We start from the raw sequence: 13558 nt of genomic DNA, 5'->3' as shown, positions 1-13558 counted from the left end.
GACACAAGCCCGCAACGCACAGGCGCTGCGGGCGTGATTGCTTTCGGATGCCCACCTGCAGCAGCCGCGTCCGGCCGCTGCAGGCGGGGGCGCGCGACTTACTTCTTGTGCAGGTCGACCGCGCCCGAGCCCTGGGCCTTGCCGCTCGCCTTGGCGCCGGCCGTGGCCGGTTTCACGGCGCCGCCGACCGCGCCCGCGGCACCGGTCGCGCTGTTCACGGTGCTGCCCACGGTGTTGGTCACACCGCCGACGGCCTGCGTCGCGCCGCCGACTGCGCCGGTGGCACCGCCGACCGCACCCGTGGCCGTGCCGAGCACGCCACCGACGGCATTGCCCACGCCGCCGGTTGCGCCGGAGGTGGAGGTGTCCGCATTGGCATCGGCCGACGCACCGGTCTGCGTGCGTGCGCCTGCTGCGCCGCTTTGCGTCGCACCGGTGCTGCCCGAGGCCTTCACATCGGCGTTGACCCCCACGCCGACACCGACGCCTTGCGCCTGGGCTGTTCCGCCGAGGGCCAGGAGGCCCGCCAGCATGGCGCCGATGAAGATGCGGTTGGTTGCATGTGTAGTCATGAGTGACAGTTCCTTTCGTTGCTGAGTCACGGTTTGCAGAACCGACCGGGGTTCGATCGATTCGGGGGCAACCATGACGGGCCGGCAGGTTGTCGCCATGTGCGGCAGGTTCGCCCGACGCTGTGGGAACTGGCCGTCGGCGGAATCGGGGGCTCGTGCGTTAGGGCGGCGCCGTCGGGTCTGCGGATCGGGACGGCAGATGCGCGCTGAAGAAGGCAGTTGTCTTGCGGTTCACCTCGGGCAGGACGCTCGCGCGGTCGAAGCCCGGCGGGTCGTTCAGCATGTCGCCGATCAGGCCCGAGAGGTTCGGCGGCGGCGGTGACAGCAGCGCACCGTGGCCGCCGGTCGGCATGTCCGCAATCAGCTCGCAGCGCGGCAGGCAGGCCGCGAGCACCCGGGCGCTGTGAAAGCGCGGAACCAGCCACCGGTCTTGCTGCGCGGTGATCAGGCCCAGCGGCACCCGGGGCGTGGCCAGCGAGGCCATGTCGAAGTCGGCCGACGACGGCACGCCCGCCACGATGGCGGCGATGCGCGGGTCGGTGTGCATGCGCCAGGTAGCGTTGTCGAAGCGATGGCGGATGACGAGTTGGGCGCCCCACTTCTTGAGGCCGTCGAATGGCCCGCCCGTGAGCCGCGTGATGAGGCCCACGCACGACTGGAAGTCGTCTACCAGGTTCGCCTCGCAGTGCTGCTTGAATCCAGCCGGTGACCAGCGCCCGCCCGCGAGGGTCAGCGCCGTATGCCCCCCCGCCGACATGCCGTACATGCCGACTTTGTCGAACTGCAGCAGCGGCGCAAAGCGCGCATCGCGGGCCACCGCATCGATGGCACGCGACACCTCGGCCGGGCGCATCGTCCAGCTGTCGGGGCCGGGGTTGCGTTCGTCCTTGTAGTTGTCGGCCTTGTGCTCGGGCATGGCGACGACGAAGCCCGCCTCGACCAGGCTGCGCGCCAGGTCCGCATGCACCCATGGCGCGCCGCCCGAACCGTGCGAGACCACGACCAGCCGGCCGTTGCCGTGCACCGGCGCTCCCTGCGCCGCCACGTCGAGCGTGAAGCGCGCACGCCGTGTCGGCTGGGGCGGGTCGTTGGTGGGATAGAACACGGTGACCGGGCCGTCGCCGGCAGCCGCGGGAATCTCCGCCAGCCCCATCGCGGCGTGCACCCAGCCGGACCCCAGCGCCAGCAGGCAGATGAAATACAGACGTCTTCGCATCGAACTCCTTGTCATCGAAGGCCCAAGCCCTCGGTGACACGGACGATGTCGCGCCGTGCTGCACGCGTCTGGCCGAAACCCGCAAGCGCGGTTTTCGGCCAGAGATTTCAGGATTCGGCCAGCTTCTGCTTGCGGAATTCGGTGGGCGTGAGGCCGGTGGCGGCCTTGAAGGCGCGGTTGAACGGACCGATCGACTGGAAGCCGGCGGTCAGCGCGAGGGTCAGCGCGGGCAGCTCGCGCTTCGACGGATCGGCCAGTGCTGCCATCGCCTCGGCCAGCCGGAAGCCGTTGACGAAGGCGTTGAAGTTGCGGTGCCCGAGCCGCTGGTTGATGACGCGGCGCAGCCGGTATTCGGGGACGGACAACTGGGCGGCGAGGCTGGCGATGCTCAGATCTTCGCGGTGGTAGACGCGGTCGACGGCCATGGCGTGCTGGAGGGCTTCGGCGAGGCGGTCTTCGGCGGGGTCGGCGTCAGGGGCGGGTTCAGGTGGCGGAGGCGGCTCGGCTGCTGCCGGCGGCGGCGGTGCTTCGACCGGCGCCGGTGCGACCGCTTCTTCTTTCAGTGGCGCTTCTGGCGTCATGGCTGGCATCGTGACCGGCGCCTGCGCAGCCGGAAACAGCTCCGAACCCGCCAGCCGCAACATCCGCCACGCCACCACCGCGACGATCAGCAGCAGCATCGCCACGTCCGCGGTCGCTGACAGGTCCGACAGCTGTCCGCGCGGCGAGGCCAGACGAACTGCCAGCATCCCGACGCTGTAGCCGACGCCCGTCACCACGATGAACACACGCAGCCGGCGCCGTCCTTCCACCAGGTCGGCGCGCCACTGCGAAGCCGCCGCCCTCGCGGCCAGCACCGCGAACACCAGCGGCACTGCGCGCTGCACACCCATCGTGAGCGGCGCAAGCACCGAGGCGCTGCCCGCCACCAGCGCGCAATTCAGCGCGGCCACCGCGGCGACCGCCAACCAAGTGACGACATGCAGCGGCCGCAGCACGAAGTCGTCGTCGAACAATGCCTGCACGAACACCCAGAACAGCACGCCGTTGCCGATGGACACCGCGACAAACGGCGCCTGCCACCCGCGCGGCACGAGCGCTTCGAACAGCGGCATGGCGCCGATGACCTGCACGCACAGGCCGAGCGCGAGCAGCGCACCCGCACGCGCGGCCGGCAGGCGAGGGCGGTCGCGCCCGAGGACCAACGCGAGCACGAGCAGCAAGGCCAGTAGCACGCCGCGCAGGGCTGTGTCGAACAGGGTGGTCGGGGTGAGCGTCATGGCGAGGCCGATTCTCGTGCCTGCGCCGCGGCAAGCGGACGCGGAGTGCGGGGCGCTGAAAGACCCTTCGGCGTGCCGTGAAAAGTCATGAAACAAATAATGTTGCATGAAACGAGACAGCAAGCTTTCCGGCGTGCTCCACGTGCTGCTGCACATGGCCGAGCTGAACGCACCTATCACGTCCGAAGCGCTCGCCGCGGCGATGCAGACCAACCCCGTCGTCGTGCGCCGTCTCATGGCGGGCTTGCGGCAGGCCGGCTTCGTCAGTTCGGCCAAGGGGCATGGCGGCGGGTGGGTGCTGTCGTGCACCCTGTCGGCGGTAACGCTGGGCGACATCCACAACGCCGTCGGCGCGCCCGCGCTGCTGGCCATGGGCAACCGCACCGAGAGCCCGGGCTGCATCGTCGAGCAGGCGGTGAATGCGGCGCTCGACGGCGCATGCGACGAGGCCGAGGCGCTGCTGCTCAAGCGCTTCAACAGCATCACGCTGGCCGATCTTTCCAGGGACTTTCATCGCCGCATGACAGGCGGCGGCTTCACATTGAAGGACATCGAACATGCGTCATGACGCTCTGATCGTAGGCGGCAGCTTTGCCGGCCTTTCCGCGGCCATGCAGCTTGCACGGGCGCGGCGGAAGGTCTGCGTCGTCGACGCAGGTGCCCCGCGCAACCGCTTCGCCGATGCTTCGCACGGCTTCTTCGGGCAGGACGGCATGCCGCCGCGGCAGATGATTGCCGACGCGCGCGACAAGCTGCTCGCCTATCCGTCGGTCAGCTTCGTCGAAGGCATGGCGACTGCGGCAACGGCCGATGGCGCGGAGGGCTTCACGGTCTCGCTGAACAACGGCGAACAGCTGTTGGCGCGCAAGCTGCTGTTGGCTTTCGGCGTGCAGGACGGCCTGCCCGACATTCCGGGCCTGGGCGAGCGCTGGGGCAAGAGCGTGCTGCATTGCCCCTATTGCCACGGCTACGAGTTCGGCGACCGCCCGCTGGGCGTGCTCTTTCACAGCGCGCATCCGCCGGAACACGCGTTGCTGATCGCCGAGTGGGGCCCGACGACGCTCTTCCTGAATGGCGAGGAAGGGCCGGATGCCGAGGCTCGCGCCCGGCTGCAATCACGCGGCGTGACCATCGAGCCCGGGCGCATCGCCGGCCTCGAAGGGCAGGGGACGCACCTGGCCGCCGTGCGCCTGGACGACGGTCGGCGCGTGCCGCTCGAAGCGATGTTCGTGGCGCCGCACACACGCCCGGCCAGTCCGCTGGCCGAGCAGCTGGGCTGCGCGTTCGACGACTGCCCGATGGGCAAGGTGTTGCGCGTCGATGCGATGAAGACGACCACCGTGCCTGGCGTGTACGCCGCGGGCGATGTGGCGATGGCTTTTTCCAACGCCACGCTGGCCTCGGCCGATGGGCTCTTCGCCGGGGTGGCGATGCACCGCGCGCTGGTGTTCGGGGCCTGATTTCAAATTTTTTCGGGGAAGACTGGAAAACGGCTTCGAACCACCCTATAATCTGAGGCTCACGCGGGAATAGCTCAGTTGGTAGAGCGCAACCTTGCCAAGGTTGAGGTCGAGAGTTCGAGACTCTTTTCCCGCTCCAAATCGCATGAAAAGGCCACCTCACCCGGTGGCCTTTTTCATTGGTGCGTCGCTTTCAACCTCGCGCCGGCAGCACGGTCCCCCGGCTCTCGCCGAAACCGATGCGCGCATGGCCGGGCTTCTCGCACCAGCCGCGCAGCAGCACCGCATCCCCGTCTTCCAGGAAACCGCGCGTCTCGCCGTTGGCCAGCGTCACCGGGGTTTGCGCCGCGCGCGTCAGCTCGATGATCGCGCCGGCCTCGCCCTCGCCGGGGCCCGAGATGGTGCCGCTGCCGAACAGGTCGCCCGGGTTCAGGCTGCAGCCGCCCACCGTGTGGTGCGCCACCATCTGCGCAATGCTCCAGTACTGGTGCTTGAAGCTCGTGGCCGACAGGCGCGACGGCCCGGTCTTCTGCGCGCGCGCCTTTTCGCTTTCGAGCCAGACTTCCAGGCGGATGTCGAGCGCGCCGCCTTCGCGGTTCGCGTCGCCTTCCAGATACGGCAGCGGTTGCGGGTCGTTCGCGGGGCGCGTCCACGCCTGGCGGTAGGGCGCGAGCGCTTCCATCGTCACGATCCACGGCGAGATCGTGGTGGCGAAGTTCTTCGCGAGGAACGGTCCGAGGGGCGCCATCTCCCAGAACTGGATGTCGCGCGCCGACCAGTCATTGAGCAGGCAGAGCCCGAAGATGTGTTCTTCCGCGCGCGCAAGCGGAATCGCCTCGCCCTGCGCGTTGCCCTGGCCGATCCACACGCCCAGCTCCAGTTCGTAGTCGAGCCGCGCGCAGGCCTGGTACGTCGGCGCCTTCGCGCCGGGCGCCATGGCCTGGCCCATCGGCCGGTGGAAGCGCTGGCCGCTCACGCCGATGGTCGACACGCGCCCGTGGTACGCGGTCGGCACCCAGCGAAAGTTGGGCGTGACATCGCCGTCGGGGTTCATCAGGCGGCTGATGTTCAGCGCGTGGTCGATCGAGGTGTAGAAGTCGGTGTAGTCGCCGATGCGCGCAGGCACGGTGTATTCGATCTCGGCTTGCGGCACGAGGCAGCCGCGCAGGTCGTTCACCGTCGCCGCCGGCGCATCGCTGTGCAAGAGCGCAAAGACTGCATGGCGCAGCGCCTGCCAGGCGGAAGGGCCGAGCGCGAAGAAATCGTTGAGCGCGGGCAGGGCAGCCGCGCGCGCGCCATCGAGCGCGAGGCCTTCCACGTGCGAGCCCGCCGCCAGCGCCGCGAGGTCGAGCACCTGGTCGCCGATGGCCACGCCGCCGCGAAACGGCTCGGGGCTGCCGGTGCGACGGAACATCGCATACGGCAGGTTCTGGATCGGAAAGTCGCTGCCCGCGGCGTTGGCCGATGCAATCCAGCTGCGGGCGCCGGCGTCGTGCGTGTGGTTGAGTTCGATCATCTTCAGACCGATGCCATCAACGCGTCGTCGAAGATCGCCACCGCGCGCGTCCAGCCTGCCGAGGCACCGCGGATCTTGTGCGGAAAGCAGCTGATGAAAAAGCCCGTGGGCGGCAGCACCTCGAGGTTGTGCAGCTTCTCGATGTGGCAATAGCCGATGTCGCGCCCGGCCTTGTGGCCTTCCCAGATCAGCGAGGCGTCCTGCGTCTCGCCGTACTTCTTGGCGGTGTGCACGAACGGCGCGTCCCAGCTCCAGGCGTCGGTGCCCGTGAGGCGCACGCCGCGCTCCAGCAGATACATCGTCGCCTCGTAGCCCATGCCCGCGCCGGCCGACACGTAGTCGTTGTTGCCGTAGCGCGAGCCGGCGCGCGTGTTGACCACCACGATTTCCAGCGGGCTCAGCGTGTGGTTGATGCGCTTGAGCTCGGCCTCGACATCGGCGGCCGTGACCACGTAGCCGTCCGCGAAGTGGCGAAAGTCCAGCTTCACGCCGGGCTGGAAGCACCATTCGAGCGGCACGTCGTGGATGGCGATGGCGGGCTTCTTCTCGCCGAGCGCCTTGTCCATCGTCGAGTGGAAGTGGTAGGGCGCATCGAGGTGCGTGCCGTTGTGCGTGGACAGCTGCACCAGCTCCACGGCCCAGCCTTCGCCGTCGGGCAGGTCTTCTTTCTTCAGGCCGGGAAAGAAGGGCTCGATCTGCTCGAAGGTGTTGTCGTGCGTGAAGTACTGGATCTTCGGCGCGAAGGCCGGCGGATCGGACAGCACGTCGTTTTCGAGAAAGATCGACAGGTCGACGAACTTGCGTGGCATGGCGGGCTCCTTGTGGGGTGTTCGTGTTGGAAGAAAGAAGAAAGGAATCAGGGCTGCTGCCAGCGCAGCAGGCGCTTTTCTGCCAAGGCCAGCAGCGCGTTGCTCACGAAGCCGATGAGCCCCAGCAGCACGATGCCGGCGAACAGGTCGTTGGCGCGGAAGGCGCGCGCCGCCAGCAGGATGGCCTGGCCCAGGCCGCTTTGCGAGGCGATCATTTCGCCCACCACCGCGACGATCAGCGCGATGGTCAGCGCCAGCCGCATGCCGGCCAGGATGTCGGGCATGGCGTTGGGCAGCCCCATCTTCCAGATGTACGCGGCGCGCGACATCTGCAGGCAGCGCGCCACCTCCGACAGGCGCGGCTCCACGGCCGCGAAGCCGTGCACCGTGGCCAGCAGCACCGGCCACATCGCACCGAAGGCGACCACGAACAGCACCATGCCGGGGTTCAGCCCGAAGATCGAAATGGCCAGCGGCAGCAGCGCCGACGCGGGCAGCGGGCGGATGAACTCCAGCGTCGGCTGCACCCACGCGCGCACGGAGGGCGACACGCCGATGGCCGCGCCCAGCAGCACGCCGAACAACGAAGCCAGCAGCCAGCCTTCGACCATGCGGCCGACCGTGGCCTGCGTGAAGGCGAGCAGTTCGCCATTGCCATCGTTGCCCGCAGAGAGATTGAGCCCTTCGAGCAGGCTCGCGAAGGTGGCCTGCGGCGTCGGCAGGAACACGCGGCTGACCCAGCCCGCGTTGCTCGCGATCCACCACAGCGCGACCAGTGCAATCAGCACGCCGATCGAGCCAATCCATCCGAGGCCGAACCGGTCATTGCGGCCGTTCATGGCTGCACCCCCATGCGGCGCGCGACGAAGGCCTGCAGCCGCACCATGCCCGCGTTGACCGCGAAGCCCACCACGCCAATCCAGCCCAGCCATGCGAGCATCAGCGCGGGGTCGAAGCTCTGTTGCGCGATCATCATCGCGTAGCCCATGCCGTGCGGGTTCGCGGCGATCTCGACCGTCACGGCCACCACCAGCGCGACCGCCACACCGAGGCGCAGCGCGACGAAGAGGCGTGGCACGATGGCCGGCAGCACGATCTTGAAGGCACGCTCGCGCGCTGACAGGCCGAGCACGCGGCTCACCTCGAGCAGCCGGGGCTCGATCTGCTGCACCGCCGACTGCACCAGCACCAGCAGGGGCCAGAAGGTGGCGAAGGCGACGATGGCCACTTCCATGCGCACGCCGAAACCGAAGCCCAGCATCGCGAGCGGGATCAGCGCGACCGAAGGCACGGGGCGCAGCACCTCGATGGAGACGGAGCCCAGCTGCGCTGCACGGCGCGAGAGCCCGAGCACCAGGCCGAGCGCAAGGCCGAGCACGGCACCCAGCAGCAGGCCGAGCGCCGCTGTGCCGAGCGTGAAGCCCGTGGCCTCCCAGAGCGAGCCGTCCATGGCCGCGCCGACGAAGGCCTTGGCCGCCGCAGTCGGTGGCGCGAGCGCATCGCTGCCCATTGCTGCGGCACGCCGCGCGTACCACTCGAAGGCGCTGACCAGCACCGCGGGAAACACCCACGGCCGAAGCCAGCGCAAGAGGCGACCTTCAGTCATGGCCCTGCTCGATGAAGGCGAACAGCTCACGCCGCAACTGCAGGTACTCCGGATGCTCCTTGGTCGTGAGCTGGTCCCGCGGGCGCGGGATCTTCACGTCGATCATCCGCGCCAGGCTCGGACGCCCGGGGCCGGGATTGGCCTGCAGTGCGATCACGCGGTCGCCGAGGTAGATGGCCTCTTCGAGGTCGTGCGTGACGAACAGCACCGTGAGTCCGTCGTCGCGCACCAGCCGCGCGAGCTCGTCCTGCAGGCTCTGGCGCGTGAGCGCATCGAGCGCGCCGAAGGGCTCGTCCATCATCATCAGCTCGGGCTTCTGCGCGAGGCAGCGCGCGATCTGCGCGCGCTGCTGCATGCCGCCCGACAGCTGCACCGGAAACTTGTGCGCGTGCTTCGCGAGGCCGACCTTGCCGAGCACGTCGGCAATGCGCGGTGCGCGCTCGGCCGTGGGCACGCCGGCCGCTTCGAGCGCGAGGCTCACGTTGCCTTCGACGGTGCGCCACGGCAGCAGCGCACGGCCGTAGTCCTGGAACACGAAGGCGACTTCGCGCGAGGGCGTCGTCATCGGCACGCCCCTGCGCCGCACCTCGCCGGCGCTGGCCGTGACCAGGCCGCTGGCCGCGCGCAGCAGCGTGGTCTTGCCGCAGCCGCTGGGGCCGACGATGCAGACGAACTCGCCGCGCGCCACGTCGAACGACGTCGGCGACAGGATCTCTCGCCCGCCGAGGCGGATGGTGACGCCGTCGAAGCGCAGGAAGGAATCGGCGACCGTGCTCACTTGGCGATCAGCTTCGCAACGTCGATGTTCGTCTTGAGCATGTCCTGCTCCTTCATGAGCCCGGTCCAGTAGCCCAGCTGCTTGTCGGTGACCACGGGGCCGGGCGGTGAGACCTGCACCTTGGCCAGCACCTCGGGCGGCAGCTTGATGTACTTGCCGATGGCCGTGCGCACCTTGGCGTCGTTCTTCGGCTGCTGGATGAAGGCACCGGCCTCGACCAGCGCCTCACGAAAGGCGCGCGCCGTGGCGGGGTTCTTTGCCACCCACTCGCGCTTGGCCGCATGCACGATGGTCTGGTTGTTCTCGGGCAGGAAGGTCGAGTAGTACGAGGCCACGTAGCCCGCGCCGCTCTCGGTGATGCGGCTCATGAACGGGTCGGCCGACACCACCGCATCGACCGAGCCGCCGCGCAGCAGGTCGGCATGCTGGGGGAACGCGGCCTCGATGAAGTTGACCTTGCGGTAGTCGACACCGCTGTCCTTGAGCCACGCGCGGAAGGTCACGTGCAGGAAGGCACCGAGCCCCGGCACGCCGATCTTCTTGCCCACGCAATCCTGCGCGTTCTTGATGCCCGAGCCCGCGCGCGCCACGAGGCCGAAGCCCGTGATCGTCTTGGAGGTGAGGCCGCCGCCGGCCACCAGCACCAGGTCGAGCCCGCCGTCCACCGCCTGCAGGAACACCGAGGGCGTGGGCCCGCCAATTTGCAGCGAGTCGGACTGCAGCGCGGCCGGGATGGTGGAGTTCAGCGGAATGAACTTCAGCGCCACGTCGAGGCTGCGCTTCTTGAAGTAGCCCTCTTCGGCCGCCACGAAGACCGAGGCGAAGTCGGTCACTGCCGTGTAGCCGAACACGATCTTCGGGTGCGCCTGCTGTGCGCGCGAAGGCAACGAGGCGGTGGCCGATGCGGCCGCGAGCGCCGACAGCAGGGTGCGTCTTTTCATCATGGCTGGGGTCTCCTGGGGATGGTCTTTTTCGTGCGTGGGGACTTGGCGGCGGGGGCCTTCGACATCGCCTTCGGTTTCGGCAGCGCGGCGCGCAGGCCGCCGACGATGAAGTTCACGAGCATCGGTGCCACGGCCGGGTCGGCGCGTGTGTTCTCGCCGCGCGAGAGCCGTTCGATGCGGCTGTCGTTCAGGTGGTGCAGCAGCGCGCCCAGCGCGAACTGATAGCCCCACGCAACCTGGCTGCGCGTGGCGTGCGGCAGCGCCACATGCAGTGCGTTGATGTAGGCCTCGGCCAGCGGGTCGAAGTAGCCGCGCAGCACGCGGTCGGCTTCCTCGGTGGCGTGGTACAGCTCGCGTGCCACCAGCAGTGCGTAGTACTCGCCCTCGGTGCTCGCACGCAGCGCCAGCACGGGCGCGGTGAAGGCCTCGATGATGCGCGGCAGCGTGCGCGCGTCGTCGGGGTCGATGGTCACGGCCGCAAGGCGCGCGAGCCGTTCCTCGATGGTGTGGCTCCAGTGTTCGAAGATCGCGTGGAACAGCTCGTGCTTCGGACCGAAGTAGTAGCCCACCAGCGCCAGCGGCACGCCGGCTTCTTCGGCGATCTGGCGGATCGTCACCGCGTGGTAGCCGTGCTGCGCAAAGAGCTTCTCGGCTGCCAGCAGGATCGCCTGCCGGCGGTCGGGCCGTGCGGTCTCGGGTGCGACGATCGGGGCACCTGCGACGCGTGAAGCAGGGGAGGCGCTGCGTTTGCGGGCCGTCGGTGTGCGAGCGTTCATGGGGGCGTATTGAACGGCTGTACAAAAATGTTGAACACGCGTACAAACCCTGAGGTCAACCCTCATTGAGCACGGACGTTCGCGGCGCTACGCTCGTGGCATGCCCGCTCCCAACATCCCCCAGATCCGTCTCTACCAGAACTGGCTGCGCGACACGCGCGGCCTGGCCTTCGACAGCTACGACGCGCTGTGGCGCTGGTCCGTCACCGACCTCGACGCCTTCTGGCAGAGCATCTGGGACTACGCTGGTCTGCGCTCGCCCACGCCGCACACCGCGGTGCTCGCCGAACGGCGCATGCCCGGCGCGCGCTGGTTTCCCGGCGCACAGGTCAACTACGCGCGCGAGGTGCTACGCCACGCCGACGCCGCCCATGCGGCCGGCCTGCCCGCCATCGTGAGCGACAACGAACGCGGCGAGGTGCGCGAGCTGTCGTGGCCCGAGTTGCGCCGGCAGGTGGCCTCGGTGGCGCTCACGCTCCAGTCGCTCGGCGTGCGCCGCGGCGACCGCGTGGCCGCCTACATGCCGAACGTGCCAGAAACCATGGTCGCGTTTCTCGCGTGCTCCAGCATCGGCGCGGTGTGGAGCGTGTGCGCGCCCGACATGGGCACGGCCGCCGTGGCCGACCGCTTCCGCCAGATCGAACCCACGCTGCTCATCGCGGTCGACGGTGTGCACTACGGCGGCAAGCCGCTGGACCGCAGCACCGTGCTGCAGGAGCTGCGCGGGCAGTTGCCGAGCGTGCAGAAGCTGCTGCTCGTGCAGACGCCCTTTGCCGCGAACGCGGTGGCGCACGATGTCGAATGGCAGCAGGCCATTGCGCGCGACGATGCCGAGGTCGCGGCCTTCGAGCCCGAATGGCTTCCCTTCGATCACCCGATCTGGATCGTCTATTCGAGCGGCACCACCGGCCTGCCCAAGCCCATCGTGCACGGGCAGGGCGGCATCCTGCTGACCATGCACGCCTGCGGCCTGCACAACGACGTGGGCGCGAGCTACGGCGCCAACAACTTCGGCGAGCGCTACCACTGGTACAGCTCCACGGGCTGGGTGATGTGGAATTCGCAGCTCTCGGGCCTGGCCTTCGGCGCCACCATCTGCATCTACGACGGCAACCCGGCGGGCAGCAAGGACAAGCCCGACTGGGGCGTCCTGTGGCGCTTCGTGGCGAAGCACCGCGTCACCTTCTTCGGCGCGGGCGCGGCCTATTTCACCAACTGCATGAAGGCGGGGCTCGTCGCGAAAGACTGTGGCGACCTGTCCCGCGTGCGCGCCCTTGGCAGCACCGGCTCGCCGCTGCCCGACGAGGTGCAGCGCTGGGGCTCGCAGCAGATCCTCGACGCAGGCTCGAAGGAGGTGTGGTGGTGCAACATCTCGGGCGGCACCGACTTCTGCGGCGCCTTCGTCGGCGGCAACCGCGAGCTGCCCGAAGTGCCGGGCCAGATGCAATGCCGCGAACTCGGCCATGCAGTGGAAGCCTGGAACGAGCAGGGCCAGCCGGTCATCGGCGAGGTCGGCGAGCTGGTGTGCACGCAGCCCATCCCGTCGATGCCGCTGTACTTCTGGGGCGACGAGGGCAATGCACGCTATGTGTCGAGCTACTTCGACACCTACCCCGGCGTGTGGCGCCACGGCGACTGGATCAAGATCGGCAGCGACGGCGGCTGCATCATCTATGGCCGCAGCGACGCCACCATCAACCGCCAGGGCCTGCGCATGGGCACGAGCGAAATCTACAGCGCGGTCGAAGGCCTGCCCGAGGTGCTCGATTCGATGGTGGTCGACCTCGAGTACCTGGGCCGCGACAGCTACATGCCGCTGTTCGTGGTGCTGCGCCCCGGCGTGGCGCTCGACGAGGCCATGCGCACGCGCATCAACAACGCGATCAAGACCTCGCTGTCGCCGCGCTTCGTGCCGAACGACATCTTCCAGGTGGCCGAGATTCCGCGCACGCTGTCGGGCAAGAAGCCGGAGCTGCCGATCAAGAAGCTCCTGCTGGGCCAGCAGATCGAGAAGGTCGTGAACCGCGAGGCGATGGCAAATCCCGGCAGCCTGGATTGGTATGTGGCTTTCGCCGCGCAGCGCGCCTCCGCATAATGGGCCGATGAAAAGACGCACCAGCCTCCTCATGCTCTTCGCCGTTGCCGGCGCCTCCGTCCTGGGCGCCTGCGCTTCCCCAGGCGCGCCCGCCACGCCGAAGCCGGGCGCTGCGCCGCTGCGCGTCACAGGCACCGTGGCCTACCGCGAGCGCATCGCACTCGACCCCGCGGCCGAAGTGCGCGTGCAACTGCTCGACGTGTCGCGCATGGACGCACCCTCGGTCGTGCTCGCCGAGCAGCGCATTCCCGCCAACGGCAAGCAGCCGCCCTTCGCCTTTGAGTTGAGCGTGGATGCAGCGCGCATCGACCCGCGCATGCGCTACGCCGTGGCGGCGCGCATCACGCGCGGCGAGCAGCTGCTGTTCATCAACGACACGCAGTATTCAGTGCTCACGCAGGGCAACGGCACCATCGCCAACCTCGTGCTGGTGCGCGTGGCCACGCCACAGCCGCCGCGCCCCTCGCGCTGATCGAATCGAAGCCGCGCGACACGCTCGCGCGAGC

14 protein-coding genes and 1 tRNA gene are annotated in these 13558 nt (G+C 68.8%); 5 read left to right on the top strand and 10 right to left on the bottom strand.

Going from position 1 to position 13558, the window contains the following annotated elements; genetic code table 11:
• Positions 1-98 precede the first annotated feature (98 nt).
• The 3 genes from ASD34_RS06720 to ASD34_RS06710 all read right to left on the bottom strand — a co-directional run bounded on the left by ASD34_RS06720 (position 99) and on the right by ASD34_RS06710 (position 3068).
• Positions 99-572, bottom strand: a complete 474-nt coding sequence (locus tag ASD34_RS06720) for a hypothetical protein (protein ID WP_056574635.1) — start codon at positions 570-572, stop codon at positions 99-101.
• 160 nt (positions 573-732) lie between these two features.
• Entirely contained in the window at positions 733-1788 is a 1056-nt protein-coding gene (locus tag ASD34_RS06715; protein WP_056574633.1) for an alpha/beta hydrolase family protein, read from the bottom strand.
• Positions 1789-1895: 107 nt separating this feature from the next.
• Complete coding sequence (locus tag ASD34_RS06710; RefSeq protein ID WP_056574630.1) at positions 1896-3068, bottom strand: AraC family transcriptional regulator; 1173 nt, start codon at positions 3066-3068, stop codon at positions 1896-1898.
• 106 nt (positions 3069-3174) lie between these two features.
• Here ASD34_RS06710 and ASD34_RS06705 point away from each other — a divergent pair, with 106 nt between their 5' ends.
• From ASD34_RS06705 to ASD34_RS06695, 3 genes are all read left to right on the top strand, one after another.
• Positions 3175-3636 (top strand): RrF2 family transcriptional regulator, encoded by a 462-nt coding sequence (locus ASD34_RS06705; protein ID WP_056574626.1) that lies wholly within the window; start codon positions 3175-3177, stop codon positions 3634-3636.
• Positions 3626-4528 (top strand): NAD(P)/FAD-dependent oxidoreductase, encoded by a 903-nt coding sequence (locus ASD34_RS06700; RefSeq protein ID WP_056574623.1) that lies wholly within the window; start codon positions 3626-3628, stop codon positions 4526-4528. Before ASD34_RS06705 ends, ASD34_RS06700 begins: the two co-directional genes overlap by 11 nt.
• A 63-nt stretch (positions 4529-4591) precedes the next feature.
• A tRNA-Gly gene (locus ASD34_RS06695) sits at positions 4592-4667 on the top strand.
• A 54-nt stretch (positions 4668-4721) separates the two neighbouring features.
• Here the strand turns inward: ASD34_RS06695 and fahA are convergent.
• From fahA to ASD34_RS06660, 7 genes are read right to left on the bottom strand one after another with little or no spacing between them, the layout of a single operon-like run.
• Positions 4722-6044: a fumarylacetoacetase gene (gene fahA / locus ASD34_RS06690; RefSeq protein WP_082548522.1), complete on the bottom strand. Its 1323-nt coding sequence runs from the start codon at positions 6042-6044 to the stop codon at positions 4722-4724.
• Between the two features lie 2 nt (positions 6045-6046).
• Positions 6047-6853 (bottom strand): cyclase family protein, encoded by an 807-nt coding sequence (locus ASD34_RS06685; RefSeq protein WP_056574620.1) that lies wholly within the window; start codon positions 6851-6853, stop codon positions 6047-6049.
• 47 nt (positions 6854-6900) lie between these two features.
• Positions 6901-7692, bottom strand: a complete 792-nt coding sequence (locus ASD34_RS06680; RefSeq protein WP_082548521.1) for an ABC transporter permease — start codon at positions 7690-7692, stop codon at positions 6901-6903.
• A complete protein-coding gene (locus ASD34_RS06675) occupies positions 7689-8459 on the bottom strand; it encodes an ABC transporter permease (RefSeq protein ID WP_056574617.1) in 771 nt (256 codons plus the stop codon). The genes ASD34_RS06680 and ASD34_RS06675 overlap by 4 nt, the downstream gene beginning before the upstream one ends.
• Positions 8452-9237 carry an ABC transporter ATP-binding protein gene (locus tag ASD34_RS06670; protein WP_056574614.1) on the bottom strand — a complete coding sequence of 262 codons (786 nt, stop codon included), beginning with the start codon at positions 9235-9237 and terminating at the stop codon, positions 8452-8454. Before ASD34_RS06670 ends, ASD34_RS06675 begins: the two co-directional genes overlap by 8 nt.
• Entirely contained in the window at positions 9234-10181 is a 948-nt protein-coding gene (locus ASD34_RS06665) for an ABC transporter substrate-binding protein (RefSeq protein ID WP_056574611.1), read from the bottom strand. Before ASD34_RS06665 ends, ASD34_RS06670 begins: the two co-directional genes overlap by 4 nt.
• A complete protein-coding gene (locus ASD34_RS06660) occupies positions 10178-10957 on the bottom strand; it encodes a TetR/AcrR family transcriptional regulator (protein WP_056574608.1) in 780 nt (259 codons plus the stop codon). The genes ASD34_RS06665 and ASD34_RS06660 overlap by 4 nt, the downstream gene beginning before the upstream one ends.
• A 100-nt stretch (positions 10958-11057) precedes the next feature.
• Here ASD34_RS06660 and ASD34_RS06655 point away from each other — a divergent pair, with 100 nt between their 5' ends.
• A complete protein-coding gene (locus ASD34_RS06655; RefSeq protein WP_056574604.1) occupies positions 11058-13052 on the top strand; it encodes an acetoacetate--CoA ligase in 1995 nt (664 codons plus the stop codon).
• A gap of 7 nt (positions 13053-13059) precedes the next feature.
• On the top strand, positions 13060-13524 hold the full coding sequence (locus ASD34_RS06650; RefSeq protein ID WP_235509991.1) for a YbaY family lipoprotein: 465 nt from the start codon (positions 13060-13062) through the stop codon (positions 13522-13524).
• Positions 13525-13558: the final 34 nt, after the last annotated feature.

It is taken from the genome of Variovorax sp. Root473, assembly GCF_001426505.1.
Taxonomy (GTDB): Bacteria; Pseudomonadota; Gammaproteobacteria; order Burkholderiales; family Burkholderiaceae_C; genus Variovorax.
This window is presented reverse-complemented; position numbering and strand designations above follow the sequence as displayed.